This window comes from Sphingobacterium ginsenosidimutans (genome assembly GCF_039536865.1).
In the GTDB taxonomy this organism is placed as follows: domain Bacteria; phylum Bacteroidota; class Bacteroidia; order Sphingobacteriales; family Sphingobacteriaceae; genus Sphingobacterium; species Sphingobacterium detergens.
Genome location: NZ_BAAAZK010000007.1, coordinates 1,313,211 through 1,326,481, shown reverse-complemented (window position 1 = coordinate 1,326,481; position 13,271 = coordinate 1,313,211). Strand labels below are relative to the sequence as shown.

Below are 13,271 nucleotides of genomic sequence, written 5' to 3'. Positions count from 1 at the left end.
GAATTATACTGGATATAGGATGGATTTAGATCATATGAATGCCCTTACACTGGTTTTTGCATCAATTTTAATTTTTGCAATCTCCTACCGTTTTTACGGGGTCTTTATGGCGCAGAAAGTACTCCGGCTCAACGATGCCATCACGACGCCAGCAGTCGAGTTTGCCGATGGCCATGATTATGTCAAGACAGACCGCAAGGTGTTGTTTGGACATCATTTTGCTGCCATAGCTGCTGCAGGGCCATTGGTAGGGCCAGTACTTGCGGCCCAGTTTGGCTATCTTCCCGGTGCACTCTGGATTTTGATTGGTTGTGTCCTGGGCGGAGGGGTGCACGATATGGTTGTGCTATTTGCTTCGGTAAGGCACAAAGGGCAGAGCCTGGCTACCATTGCGTCCAAGGAGATCGGTCCCGTTGTGGGCGGTATAGCCGGTATAGCCGTTCTGTTCATCCTGATCCTGACCTTGGCAGGCCTTTCCCTTGCCTGTATCAGCGCCATGCATGAGGCACCTTGGTCCTTATTTACCATTATTCTGACCATGCCGATTGCCATATTTATGGGACTATTGATGCGCTATAGAGCCAGATCCGTTACCTTGGCCAGTATATTAGGGGGAATATTATTGATCGTGGGCATCATTGCAGGCCATCGTTTGATGGAGATTCCGGTCATTTACAACCTTTTTGATTGGGATGTCAAGACCATTTCGATTGCGATTGCTATTTACGGGTTTTTGGCTTCGGTGCTACCCATCTGGCTGCTTCTTGTTCCAAGGGATTACCTTTCCACCTATCTCAAGATTGGCACGATTCTGATGCTGGCCGTGGGCATTGTCTTTGTGCATCCGATAATCCAAATGCCTGCGCTGACCAATTTTATTCAGGGCGGCGGCCCTGTGATCGGCGGGCCTGTGCTGCCATTTATTTTTATCGTGATCGCCTGTGGGGCAATTTCGGGTTTCCATGCGATTATTGCCACAGGCACGACACCTAAGATGCTGGGCACCGAAAAAGAGATACTTTTTGTAGGCTACGGCGCGATGTTGGTGGAAGGATTTGTGGCCTTAATGGCCTTGATCGCAGCATGCACCCTGTTACCGGGCGACTATTTTGCGATCAACACACCAGTCAGCGATTATGCAAATTTTCTGGCACGGCATCCCGAATTAAAAGCCGTGGATCTACAGCATTTTTCAGATCGGATAGGAGTAGACCTCCATGGTCGTACAGGCGGAGCTGTTTCCCTTGCCGTGGGGATGGCCCATATCTTTGATAAAGTTCCCTTTATGAACGATGTGATGGCTTACTGGTACAATTTTGCCATTATGTTTGAAGCCGTGTTTATCCTTACGGCTATCGATGCCGGGACGCGGGTCGGACGATTCTTTTTGCAGGAAATGCTGGGCAATGTCTTTCCAGCTTTTAAAGACAAAGATTGGAAACCCGGCGTTTGGCTATGCAGTGCTCTTTTCACCTTTTCCTGGGGCTATCTTGTTTTTACCGGCAATGTAAGCAGTATCTGGCCCTTGTTTGGCATTAGCAACCAGCTATTGGCTGCCTGTGGCCTTATTGTCTGTACGACAATGCTTATTCGGATGAATAGGAAGAAATATGCTTTATTTACGGCGATACCAGGCGTATTTATGGCCGGTATCACCTTTTGGGCAGGCTATCTGCAGGTAGTGGATATTTATTTGCCCAAAGGGCAACTCCTATTAGCTTCACTGGCGATATTGGCCATGCTCCTGATGCTGCTTGTATTTATAGGTACGTTCCGAAAGTGGTATCAATTATTTAAAACGCAGACTACATTTATCGACCAAAATGGCGAATCAGTGAAAGTTTTGGTGGATCGCTAGCAGCCTTATTGGTACCGTACATAGTGATAGCACGGTAAGTAAAGTAGTTCCTGTATTTGAAGCTACCATCTTAAAGTTTAAAAGAGTGCTCGAATCTCATCCGCATCATAATGTGACTGGCTATCTGGAGTTTCTCAACATGTCCAGTTGATGATAAAAATGTCACAATTGAAAGAAAATTTTAGATAATTTTTTTACTGGCATGCATTTCAGTAATTTTGATGCATAACATAAACTTTAAGTAAGAATGGAAAAGTATAATTACGGGGTCATTGGTCTGGGTGTAATGGGAAGAAATCTGCTTTACAATATTGCCGATAATGGTTTCTCTGTCGTAGGATTCGATTTAGATGAAGAAAAGGTAATAGAACTTCGTAAAGGAGTGGCTTCAGGTACAAAGGTTGTTGGAACTGTTTCTCTAGAGGAATTTGTGTTGAGTCTAGACAGTCCGCGAAAAGTTATTTTGATGGTTCCTGCAGGCAAACCGGTTGATGCTGTTCTTGAAAGCATAACACCACTTCTGAGTCCAAAAGATGTTGTCGTTGATGCGGGAAATTCTTATTTCAAAGATACCGAGAGACGTATAGCTGATTTAGCTTCTAAAAACCTGCATTTTATGGGAATGGGAGTTTCTGGAGGAGAGCAGGGCGCAAGAAGAGGACCGAGTATTATGCCGGGTGGAGATTTGGAAGTTTTCAATTTGGTGAAGCCTATGCTGGAAGTTATTTCAGCAAAAGTAAACGGGGAGCCCTGTACCGCTTATATGGGAAAAGGAGCTGCAGGGAATTATGTTAAAATGGTTCACAACGGTATTGAATATGCCATCATGCAATTGATCAGTGAAGCATACGATTTACTGCGAAAAGGAGCTAATCTTAACAATGAACAATTGTATGAAGTTTTCAAAAGATGGAATGAAGGCGAGATGAATTCTTTCCTTATCGAAATAACAAGAGATATTTTCCAGCAAAAAGATGATGTAACAGACGGTTATCTTGTCGACAAGATTTTGGATAAAGCAGGAGCAAAAGGAACCGGAAAATGGACCTCCCAGGAGGCTATGGAAGTTGGGGTGTCTATTCCAACAATCGATATTGCAGTCACATCAAGAATTTTATCCGCTTACAAAGATGAGCGCGTGAAAGCTTCTCAATTATATGCTAAGGAAGAAGTAAAAACTCCTGAAAATACAGAATTGTTCATCAAAGAGGTGGGGGAAGCTTTGTATTTATCTACTTTAATCAGTTATGCGCAAGGTTTGGCACTATTGGTAAAAGCTTCTGAAGAATATCAGTTTGAAATTCCGTTAAAAGATGTTGTTAAAATCTGGAGGGGTGGATGTATCATCCGTTCGGTTTTATTGGAAAAATTTTATCTGGCTTATTCAAAAGACGAGAACTTATCTAATATTTTATTGGATCAGGAAATTGCAGGAATTGTAAAAGATAAAATTTCTTCATTAAGAAAAACAGCTGCTTTTACTGTATCAAACGGAATTCCAAGCTTAGGAATTCAGTCGGCCCTTGGGTATTTCGAAGCTTACACCACAGCATCTTTACCTGTAAACCTGCTTCAGGCGCAGCGTGATTATTTTGGTGCACACACTTACCAAAGAACTGACAGAGCAGGAGTCTTTCATACGTCATGGCAAAACCCAAATAACTAAATCCTAACAATGAGTGACAATACAATCCTGCATCCAACAACCATCGTTATTTTTGGTGCAACAGGGGATTTAGCAAAAAGAAAGCTTTTTCCTGCCTTCTACAATTTATATATCGATGGCAGAATGCCAAAAGGTTTTAATATTTTAGCTTTAGGAAGGGCCGAAAATACGGATGAAAAATTCAGGGCTTATATTAAAGAAAATCTGGAGAGTTTTTCCAGGAAGGCTGTAATCAAGGAAGACTGGGCAGGTTTTCAGGCTCACATCAGCTATTTTCAGCATCAGCTTGATGAAGAAAGCTCTTATCGGAATTTATATCAGAAACTGGAAAATTTTGATAAAGTGTACGGAATGAGGGGAAACAGACTTTTCTATTTGTCGATTGCACCAAACTTTGTCTCGGTCATTTCAAATCATCTTAAAAATACATCAATAGCATCTGATCCTGCAACAGATCGAATTATTATCGAAAAACCTTTTGGTCACAATAAAGCATCTGCCATTGAGCTCAATAATCTACTTTCACAAACTTTTCAGGAAGAACAGATTTATCGTATCGATCATTATTTAGGTAAAGAAACCGTTCAGAATATTTTGGCGTTCAGGTTCGGAAATTCAATTTTTGAACCTCTTTGGAATCACAGACATATCGAATCGGTGCAGATTACCGTTGCCGAAGAAGTAGGCGTGGAGACAAGAGCCAGTTTTTATGAGCAGACAGGAGCTTTGCGCGATATGATTCAGAACCATCTTTTGCAAATTCTTTGTATGGTTGCTATGGAAGCTCCGGCTTCACTTGAATCAGGAGAGATCAGGGATCGTAAAGTTGATGTTTTAAAATCCATCCGTAGGATTTCTCCCGACAAAGTAGATCATTATGCGGTAAGGGGACAGTACGGACGAGGCAAAGTAAATGGGCTAAAAGTAAATGGCTATCGCCAGGAAGAGGGAATTGCTCATGACTCCAATACCGAAACATTTGTCGCTATTAAGTTTTACCTGGATAATGAAAGATGGGAGGATGTTCCTTTTTATGTTCGTACCGGGAAGAAGATGAAAGAAAAGCATTCTTATATAACAATTCAGTTTAAGCCACTTCCAAATTCTACATTTTCAGAAAGCAGCTCGCTGCTGTCGGCAAACCGATTGATTATTAATATCCAGCCACAAATGGACATCAGATTACAGTTTATGTCTAAAAAACCAGGCTTGTCTTTACAGCTTAAACCTGTAGAAATGATTTTCGATAATTTTGCCTGTCAGACGGATACGCCCGAAGCTTATGAAACGCTTTTATTGGAAGCACTTGTGGGCGACCTTACACTGTTTATGCGCTCTGATCAGGTAGAAGAAGCTTGGGATGTGATAAAAACGATTCAGGAAACCTGGGAAAAAACCAAAGACCCTTCTTTCCCAAATTATGCTTCGGGAAACTGGGGACCTGATGACAGTGATGCACTGGTGGAGCGGCAGGGACATCAGTGGGTTTAAAATCTAATTAAAAGAGAATGAATATTACGATATTTGATAACCTGGATGCTTTATATAAAAAAGCAGCAGATACATTTGTTGAGCTTTCGACAAAAGCAATCCAGAAGCATGATAAGTTTGTGGTTGCGTTGAGTGGTGGCTCTTCACCGAAAGCCATTTTTAGTTTATTAGCTACGCCCGAGTACGCAGATAAAATAATTTGGAACAAAATCCATTTTTTTTGGGTAGATGAAAGATGGGTTCCTCTTGAAGATGATAAAAGTAATTTTAAGATGACTTTGGAAGTGCTTTTGAATAAGGTTCCAGTCAATAAAAATCAGATTTTTCCCATGTATAAAGCGGGAATTGAGCCTGAAAATTACGCTAAAGAATACGAAGCTCAGATCAGAAATGTTTTGGGAGATGACGGTATTTTTGATTTCATCCTTTTAGGAATGGGAGATGATGGCCACACAGCTTCTCTGTTTCCAGGTGAAAAGATTTTACAAGAAAAAGAAAAATGGGTTGATGCCTACTATCTAAAGCCACAGGCAATGTTCAGAATTACTTTGACTGAACCTATTATCAATAAAGCTGAAAATATTCTGATTGTTACATTTGGTAAATCCAAGAAAAACGCTTTGAATGAAGTTCTTAATGGTGTATATAATCCTGAACTATATCCGCTACAGTTAATTGAAGACAAAGCAGGAGTCCAGATTTTTACCGATAAAGAAGCTGGAATTTAATATCATTTAACTATAGTGGACATTTAGCTAAAAAGGCTCCCTTATCGATTAATAAGGGAGCTTTTTTATTTCCCATTTTCTGCTTTAACAGCAGGATCCAATCATCTTGCACGCTTTTTACCGATCCACACAATATTAGCTGGAAAGCGATGTAGGCTGGGATGTACAGCTCGTTCTAATTTATTGATAATGATTATGTACTGGCCAACGTTAACGCGTACTATTTGTCTGGAAGTGTGATCTCCGTTTAATCTCGAACCATACTTTTGAAATTAGCATAATGCTACATTTTCAGTTACTTTAAACTAACTGCCATGATTCTGCTTATAAATATAGTGTTAGGGGCTCCAGTATTTCTTTAACATCTGGAATGTCCGATCCAAGTGCTAATTGGTCCGGTTTAACTATACTATCCTTCTTTAGCCTGTATGATTGATCTAAGTTTGCTTTATAATCATTCTTAAAAAGATAATAATGAAAACAATTAGAAAATTTACAATCGCAGGAGCATTATGTGTATCCCTTTTTTCCGCTGTAACAATATCATGTAGTGATGATAACGAATTTCCGACAGAACAGGAGTCGTCGCCGGCAAATCATAACAATGCAAAAACTAACTTTATCAGCGTGAAAGGAGTAGAGTTTGCTTATCGCAGCTGGGGTAAGGAAGGAGGTACACCTCTAGTGTTATTGCCAGGAACTGGTGGTTCTATGGACGATTGGGATCCCGCGGTGACCAATGGACTCGCAAAACAATATAAAATCATCATTTTTGATAACAAGGGAGTAGCTTCATCCAAAGGGACAACTCCTAATTCGGTTCAAGCAATGGCTAATGACGCTATTGATTTTATCAAAGCAATGAACCTTGAAACCGTAAATATCATGGGATTCTCAATGGGAGGATTTGTCGCCCAAAGAATTGTGTTAACAGATCCAGCAATAGTTAATAAGATTATTTTGGCTGATAGTGGGCCTAAAGGAGCAATCGGTCTCGCAAATCTTCCAAATATTGTTGCAGGAACTGCTGGACTTACCGCAGAAGAATCCTACTTAAAATTTGGATTTACTGATTCACAAGCAAGCATTGCGGCAGGAAAAGCATCGTTTGCCCGTGTACATCTACGTACTGTTGATCGAGATCCGGCACTAAGTGATGCTACCTCAACCGCTCAATTTACTGCGGTACTTGCATGGGCGCAACCTGATGCAAATGCACTTGAGGAAATTAAAACCATTAAAAAACCTGTTCTAATCGTTCATGGCGATAAGGATCTTCCAATTTCTGTTCAAAATGCATATAATATGAAACAAAATTTAGAGGACGCTGTACTCGTTGAGTTTTCAGATTCTGGACATGCGGCTTTCTATCAGAATCATGAAGCATTCTTAACAAAAGCACTCGCATTTTTAGCACAATAATGTTTCCTTCCTTTGCTTTGAAATATGGACAGGTCTGATGTGCAAGTGCAATAAGCTGTTCGCCGATTTCTTTGTCAATTCCTGGAAGGTAGACAGATAATCTCGCCTATAGAAGAAATACATCACAGGCTACCCAGAAACGGTTTGATGGGGTTTGAATGTATTGTAGGGACAAATTATCGTGACGATAAAGCTTTTAAATCCAACAGGCGCCATGGAACCTGCTAGGTTTAAAAGCTTTCTATTTCAACAAGATATCAAGGGCTGTTTGTTGACGCGTCCAGAATACTCATATCTGGCGTCCTACACCTAATTGAGCGTATGTAAAGTGGTAATCGTTCATTGATGCTACATAATATTAGCACTTCCCTAACGTTCTTCCAGCCAATTCAGGAACATGGCGGTTTTATCTTTGCCGATCAAAAGTTTTTCTTCTGTTGGAACGGTCAGTTTTACAAAGAGTTTTCTTCCAAAATAATGCTCAACTTCCTTTACGGCAGAAAAATTGATGAGATACTGTCTGTTAAGTCTAAAAAACTGTTTATCGGAAAGGATGCTTCCCAAATGATCCAAAGATTGGTTAACATCATATTGTTCGCCTTTAAAGGTTACAAGGGAAGGGGAGGTATAGTTGATATAAATATAGGCGATATCATCCGTTTTGACTGTAAGGTATTTATTATTTTTAAAAACCAGGAAACTCGTTTTCTTGGTTTCTTGATCGTTGATCCGACTGATTATATCTACAAGATCATTGGCAGAGGTTTTCTGGAAAATATTTTTAAAATTATGCACTTTCTCAAAGGCATTTTTTAGATCATCTTCCGAGAATGGTTTGAGCAGATAATCAATCCCGTTTTCTTTGATAGCTTCCATAGCATATTCACCGAAAGCTGTGCAAAAAATTACTGGACATACGATTTTGACAGCTTTAAAGATGTCAAAGCTAATACCATCGGAAAGCTGGATGTCCATAAAAATAAGTTCTGGCGATGGGTTATTGGACAAATAGTCTATAGCGCCTTCGACACTTTGGATCTTTGCCAGAATCCGAGAACCTGGCTGCAAATGTAATATCAGATTTTCAAGTGAACGCGCAGCTTTAATTTCGTCTTCAATTATTAGGATGTTCATATAATATGGGAAGTTTTATGGTGAATTTTTCGTCTGTTGCCGTAATGATAATATTTTTCTGGGTGAGATGGAGGTACCGTTGATTGATATTTTTGAGTCCCATTCCCGTGGAAGGTTCGGGAATTTTCCTTTCCTGCAAGTTATTCTCAATGACCAAATAATCTTCTTCCTGATAGATCGCAATGTAAAGTGGTTTCTCCAACGAAACAATATTATGTTTGATGCAGTTTTCTACTAATAGCTGCAGTGTAAAAGGAGGAATGTAAGTGTCATAGCTATCACTTCCAATATTTTGTGTCACAAAAAAGCCTTCTTCAAAACGGGCTTTCAATAGATATACGTACGATTCCATAATGGCCAGTTCTTCTTTTAATGTGAGGACTTTAAGCTTTAAACTTCCAAGCGTAAATCTGTAGAAGTCAGCAAGTTTTAAGATAAATTCCGACGATTGCCCATCATGGCTCTCTACCATGTATTTTAGGGTGTTGAGACTATTAAAAAGAAAATGCGGATTTACCTGTTGTTTTAAAAGTTCATATTGTGCTTCAAGATTTGCAGCCATCGAACGTTCCAGTTCGCGTACGAATTGTTGATTAAGATAAGTCTGGTATAATATATGGATAAACATATAAAACGTTAGGTTGATCAATATCCCTCTAACCTCATACATCAATATTTGGGGGCCGAAATTTAGGTGAGATAGAATGTAGTATTGAATAGAAGAAAGGAAAAACATCAATATTAAACCCACTCCCAATCCCCTAAACAGCTGACCTGACAGTACTTTTTTACTGCCTGTTTTCTTTGTATAAGCAGGTATCGAATAGATATTATAATACCAGATCAATAAGGCAAAACCGGATGTTACAGCGAAATCGGCTATACCTTCGGCCACAACAAAGTGATGGTCTACAATTTTAGGGATTGAGGTTAATATTCCCAATGAAATCGAACTAATCCATATCAGGCGATCTGAAATTTCAAAAGGTATTTGCTTTTTGGGTTTAAACATTTTAATGAAGGTTGTTTTCTGTTTGAAGTTATGTTTTTTATGGGTTATTTAAATCAAAACTCATAAAAAAGCATTTTTTAATCTTGAGACAAATTCCCAGTGTAATCAATACAGTGGATTTTGTTAAACGCGTAGTACGTCACGGCCAGGACTATAAAGGCGATTAGCGCATCGATTGCCGAAGGCAAGCCAAGCACTACAATCTTTGAGAGGAAAGCGAAAGTGATGTCAAAAAACATCCCTGCAAAAATCCATTCCTTAATCCTATTGAAACGATTTGGAATAAGGAAAATGATACTTCCTACAATTTTAAATATACCTAGTATATAAATGAAATGTGCCGGATATCCAAGTTTTAGTGTAATATCCCAGACTACCGGATTTCTGGTCAGCTCAAAGAAACCGCTAGCGCCAAACCATAATGACATAAAGATGCGCCCGCTAAGATAAATTTTTGTGTAAGTTGAATGTTGCATGATCAATTTTTTTTGCCTTTTGAACCTGTTATAAAAATTGTTTATAATGTTTTGATGAATAATCGTTGTTTACTGTGTCATTGTGTCGGCTTCAATGATTGCATCGGCGAAAGCCTCCGGTGCTTCTTGTGGTAGGTTATGGCCGATGCCACCGTTTAAAGTATGATGCTTATACTTACCTTTATATTTTGATGCATAGGTTGCAGGCGGCGGAAAGGCAGCCCCATTTGCGTCGCCTTCAAGGGTCACTGTGGGAACAATAATATCTGGAGATTTTGCGAGCTTGTCTTCAAGTTCGTCGTATTGTTTTTCGCCTTTGGCCAATCCCAGCCGCCAACGGTAATTATGGATGACAATATCCGTATGGTCAGGGTTATCGAATGACTTTGAGGAACGTTTATAGGTCTGGTCACCAAAATTCCATTTTGGTGAAGCTGTTTTCCAGATCAGTTTATTGAATTCCTGTGTATTTGCTTTATAGCCTTTATAGCCCCTTTCAGTGGAGAAATAATATTGATACCACCATAAAAATTCGGCATTTGGTGGAAGCGGGGTTTCGTTCGCTTTGGGGCTACCGATAAGATACCCACTTACAGCGACCAACGCCGAACAACGTTCAGGCCACAATGCTGCGATAATATCCGCGGTTCTGGCCCCCCAGTCGAACCCACCGATAATCGCCTTTTCAATTTTCAGGGCATCCATAAATTTGATGATATCAAGTGCGACCGCAGACTGTTGCCCATTTCGCATAGTTTTGGGAGAAAGAAATGTTGTGGTTCCGTACCCCCGCAGGTAAGGTACCAGTACACGGTATCCCTTTTTGGCAAGGATAGCGGAGGACTGTTCAAAGCTGTGGATATCGTATGGCCATCCATGAAGAAGGATAACCGGCTTACCGTTTCTTGGGCCTATTTCAGCATATCCTACGTTTAGAAGTCCTGCTTGGACAGTTTTAGTCTGCTGGAAATTTATCATATCTTCTGTTTCGCTCTTTTTTTCATTAACCGAGGTTTGTGCATTCAGTTTGGAAACTCTTGCTCCCATCATCATGATGATGGAAAATGTGAGCATCTTTATTATTGTATTTAGTTGCATATTCATGGTGTCAATATTTAAGTGGATTTAAATTTTTAAGCGTTGGAGAATTACTGCGGTAATTTTAGGGGCTGGTAATCAAGGATCGAACTGATGCGCTGCTCGCTGGATTCATCCGAAGAAACCTTTCCGAATTCAATTCCGTAGTCGAGATTTCCCATTTGACCGGTTTTAACGGTTTCGACGCTTAACAACTCACCATTGACCTTACTTCCAAAATAATTTGGATCATCCTGCATCCTATAGGTCACGAGCTTAAGCTCTACTCCAATAATTCCTTGTTTTGTTTCCAGTGCTGAAATTCCCTTTTGGTTGCCATAAAGCGCAGACATGGTCTGTAGGTTTGGATTAAAAGAAGATGAAATAAACTTCAGGCTTCCCGGATCAAACATAAAGCGGATTTTTCCAGCTTCTTTTTCAGGATTTTTGGCACATGAGCCAAAAATTAAACTACTGAATAGCAGTATGTATAAGAGTTTTTTCATTTTGAGCTGTTTTTAAGTATTGTTCAATTAATTTCCTTGAATTTACTTTTGGTGGTACATTGAAAAGATAACCTGTCGATTCCGCTAGCTGCCTGTGGCAACTGATACATGACTGCTGTGCGAACAATGCTGTTTTTCCTGTTGGTTTTAATTCCTGTCCATTGAATTTTGCAAATCCCCAGCCTTCAGTTTCCGTATATTCTTTCCCGTTTTTGACCATGTATTGCATGTTCACAAATTCACCCGGTACAATTTCACCATTCGCTTTTTTTGTCTGTTTGAAAACTGCCTTTGCCACTGCGCTTCCATCTGGCCAAGGATGAAAATTTTCTTCCTGAATCGCTTTTACAGCGATGTCATTTCCGTAGATTACGCGTATGCTGTTGTCAATGAGTGTGCTCATGCCGATCACTTTCCAATTTTTGAAGTCGGCATTATAGCTGATCCCATTGGGAGAAACGGGGACTTCAGCTTGTATGGCAGTGGTCAAAAGTTGTACTTTAGGACCTGCGTCCGCAGGGCTCGTATGTGCAGGAATAAAACTGTCTTTTTTTGAAAGAGACAAAGCAAACTGCTTAATGATCTCAATCTCATTTTGTGAGAGTTTAGCTCCCGAGTGCGTCATAGCATAGGAGGGAAGAGGCATCTTCTCGGCACGAACCATATTGAATATTGCGTAGAATTTCCCCTTTTGCTCAGCTTCGGATATTTTGTCCCATTCCGAAAAATTCATTACTTCGCGGGCTCTCCTGATGTCTTTATTGACGATCCAAGAAATCGGAGCGAGTTTATCTAAAAAAGTGAGATGCTGCGCATTTGAATGACAGTCATAGCAGGAACGTTCTAAGATCTGAGTAACCTCTTGAGGTACATCTTTCATAGGCCCGGTCACCGGCCTTTGTTCGATCGGTGCATTGAAAAACTGTAAGGCTATAAAAGCTGCTAAGGTACAGAGTAATACAATGGGTAATAATCTTATTTGTTTTGCGTGCTTCATGATACTTTCTCTTTTGTTTTGATAAAATTAGAGTAAACAATGCCAGTCGAAAAGATCAAAGGCGTTGAACCGGACATATTGAAAGTTGAATAAAGAATTTTAGGTGTTGAACCGGACAGGATTTCCCTATAAACTTACGCTGGCCGCATCAATGATTTCTCCAGTATTTTGGTTCTGTTCAAAAGCGATAATTTCCCAATCTTCTTTAGTATCCGGAAGTTTGAATGAGAAGCTGCCATTGGCTTGAAGTGTTCGGCTTTGCAGGTCCCTTACAATTTGTACATGTGATAGCGCTTTTCCGGCGTTTTCACCTGCGGACACCTGCGAAGAGGCTTTCTTTTGAACAAGTGCCATGAAGATTGTGGAGTTTTTCAATGCTGATTTTGATGTGTAGCCGATCTGAATAGATTTACCTTCGGATTTTTCTATTTTTACAATCAGGTTTTCCGCATGGGACTCCAGCATTGCCGACTGAATGCTGCGCAATACTTTGGTGGATTCGGAGCCCACTGTTTCTGTCTTACCATTGATTACCATCTGAGGCGTGTATAAGGTCCCTATGTTCATCCACGTTGCATATTCTTTTTGTCTTTCTGTGAACTTGGCTTTGCTAAAACGGTCTTTCCATCCCTGATGATCCCAATAATCTACATGGTATGCCAGAATAAAAAGTTTCTTGTTTTCGTTATCCTTTTCGAGCTTAGCGATCAGTTCGTCTGCGGGAGGACAGCTCCAGCAACCTTCGGAAGTAAACAGTTCGACGACGGCGAAGCTTTTACCCGAGTTTTTTGCTTTGATGTTCTCCAATTTCTGGTCATCTGCAAATCCTTTGAAAGCCATAATCAGTGTGATGATCAAAGGAAGACTTAAGACGTATAATATCTCTTTTATCGATTTCATGCTG

At 40.2% G+C, this 13,271-nt stretch carries 12 protein-coding genes; 5 read left to right on the top strand and 7 right to left on the bottom strand.

Translation table 11 applies throughout. The features are described 5' to 3' along the window. Positions 1-19 precede the first annotated feature (19 nt). The 5 genes from ABFX33_RS17980 (at position 20) to ABFX33_RS17960 (ending at position 7,165) form a co-directional block, all read left to right on the top strand. On the top strand, positions 20-1,858 hold the full coding sequence (locus ABFX33_RS17980; protein ID WP_346087242.1) for a carbon starvation CstA family protein: 1,839 nt from the start codon (positions 20-22) through the stop codon (positions 1,856-1,858). A gap of 247 nt (positions 1,859-2,105) precedes the next feature. Beyond that, the gene (gndA, locus tag ABFX33_RS17975; RefSeq protein WP_346087241.1) at positions 2,106-3,524 is read left to right on the top strand and encodes an NADP-dependent phosphogluconate dehydrogenase; all 1,419 of its coding nucleotides are present in this window, start codon (positions 2,106-2,108) and stop codon (positions 3,522-3,524) included. Between the two features lie 9 nt (positions 3,525-3,533). After that, positions 3,534-5,015 (top strand): glucose-6-phosphate dehydrogenase, encoded by a 1,482-nt coding sequence (gene zwf / locus ABFX33_RS17970; RefSeq protein WP_346087239.1) that lies wholly within the window; start codon positions 3,534-3,536, stop codon positions 5,013-5,015. A 17-nt stretch (positions 5,016-5,032) separates the two neighbouring features. Further along, the gene (pgl, locus tag ABFX33_RS17965) at positions 5,033-5,743 is read left to right on the top strand and encodes a 6-phosphogluconolactonase (protein ID WP_346087238.1); all 711 of its coding nucleotides are present in this window, start codon (positions 5,033-5,035) and stop codon (positions 5,741-5,743) included. 474 nt (positions 5,744-6,217) lie between these two features. Beyond that, complete coding sequence (locus ABFX33_RS17960) at positions 6,218-7,165, top strand: alpha/beta fold hydrolase (protein WP_346087236.1); 948 nt, start codon at positions 6,218-6,220, stop codon at positions 7,163-7,165. 369 nt (positions 7,166-7,534) lie between these two features. Here the strand turns inward: ABFX33_RS17960 and ABFX33_RS17955 are convergent, their stop codons facing one another. From ABFX33_RS17955 to ABFX33_RS17925, 7 genes are all read right to left on the bottom strand, one after another. Continuing rightward, positions 7,535-8,299 (bottom strand): LytR/AlgR family response regulator transcription factor, encoded by a 765-nt coding sequence (locus ABFX33_RS17955; RefSeq protein ID WP_346087235.1) that lies wholly within the window; start codon positions 8,297-8,299, stop codon positions 7,535-7,537. Then, positions 8,280-9,311, bottom strand: coding sequence for a sensor histidine kinase (locus tag ABFX33_RS17950; RefSeq protein WP_346087233.1), 1,032 nt, complete (start codon positions 9,309-9,311; stop codon positions 8,280-8,282). The genes ABFX33_RS17955 and ABFX33_RS17950 overlap by 20 nt, the downstream gene beginning before the upstream one ends. A 77-nt stretch (positions 9,312-9,388) precedes the next feature. Beyond that, positions 9,389-9,787 (bottom strand): DoxX family protein, encoded by a 399-nt coding sequence (locus ABFX33_RS17945; protein WP_257097999.1) that lies wholly within the window; start codon positions 9,785-9,787, stop codon positions 9,389-9,391. 69 nt (positions 9,788-9,856) lie between these two features. Further along, entirely contained in the window at positions 9,857-10,891 is a 1,035-nt protein-coding gene (locus ABFX33_RS17940) for an alpha/beta fold hydrolase (protein ID WP_346087232.1), read from the bottom strand. A 44-nt stretch (positions 10,892-10,935) separates the two neighbouring features. Next, the gene (locus tag ABFX33_RS17935; protein ID WP_346087230.1) at positions 10,936-11,370 is read right to left on the bottom strand and encodes a hypothetical protein; all 435 of its coding nucleotides are present in this window, start codon (positions 11,368-11,370) and stop codon (positions 10,936-10,938) included. Beyond that, the gene (locus ABFX33_RS17930) at positions 11,336-12,367 is read right to left on the bottom strand and encodes a heme-binding domain-containing protein (protein WP_346087229.1); all 1,032 of its coding nucleotides are present in this window, start codon (positions 12,365-12,367) and stop codon (positions 11,336-11,338) included. The genes ABFX33_RS17935 and ABFX33_RS17930 overlap by 35 nt, the downstream gene beginning before the upstream one ends. A gap of 126 nt (positions 12,368-12,493) precedes the next feature. Then, positions 12,494-13,267, bottom strand: coding sequence for a DUF1223 domain-containing protein (locus ABFX33_RS17925; protein ID WP_346087227.1), 774 nt, complete (start codon positions 13,265-13,267; stop codon positions 12,494-12,496). Positions 13,268-13,271: the final 4 nt, after the last annotated feature.

Coding starts and splice junctions, on each gene's coding strand:
- ABFX33_RS17980 (WP_346087242.1), top strand. CDS start 20: ATGGATTTAGATCATATGAATGCCCTTACACTGGTTTTTGCATCAATT.
- gndA (WP_346087241.1), top strand. CDS start 2,106: ATGGAAAAGTATAATTACGGGGTCATTGGTCTGGGTGTAATGGGAAGA.
- zwf (WP_346087239.1), top strand. CDS start 3,534: ATGAGTGACAATACAATCCTGCATCCAACAACCATCGTTATTTTTGGT.
- pgl (WP_346087238.1), top strand. CDS start 5,033: ATGAATATTACGATATTTGATAACCTGGATGCTTTATATAAAAAAGCA.
- ABFX33_RS17960 (WP_346087236.1), top strand. CDS start 6,218: ATGAAAACAATTAGAAAATTTACAATCGCAGGAGCATTATGTGTATCC.
- ABFX33_RS17955 (WP_346087235.1), bottom strand. CDS start 8,299: ATGAACATCCTAATAATTGAAGACGAAATTAAAGCTGCGCGTTCACTT.
- ABFX33_RS17950 (WP_346087233.1), bottom strand. CDS start 9,311: ATGTTTAAACCCAAAAAGCAAATACCTTTTGAAATTTCAGATCGCCTG.
- ABFX33_RS17945 (WP_257097999.1), bottom strand. CDS start 9,787: ATGCAACATTCAACTTACACAAAAATTTATCTTAGCGGGCGCATCTTT.
- ABFX33_RS17940 (WP_346087232.1), bottom strand. CDS start 10,891: ATGAATATGCAACTAAATACAATAATAAAGATGCTCACATTTTCCATC.
- ABFX33_RS17935 (WP_346087230.1), bottom strand. CDS start 11,370: ATGAAAAAACTCTTATACATACTGCTATTCAGTAGTTTAATTTTTGGC.
- ABFX33_RS17930 (WP_346087229.1), bottom strand. CDS start 12,367: ATGAAGCACGCAAAACAAATAAGATTATTACCCATTGTATTACTCTGT.
- ABFX33_RS17925 (WP_346087227.1), bottom strand. CDS start 13,267: ATGAAATCGATAAAAGAGATATTATACGTCTTAAGTCTTCCTTTGATC.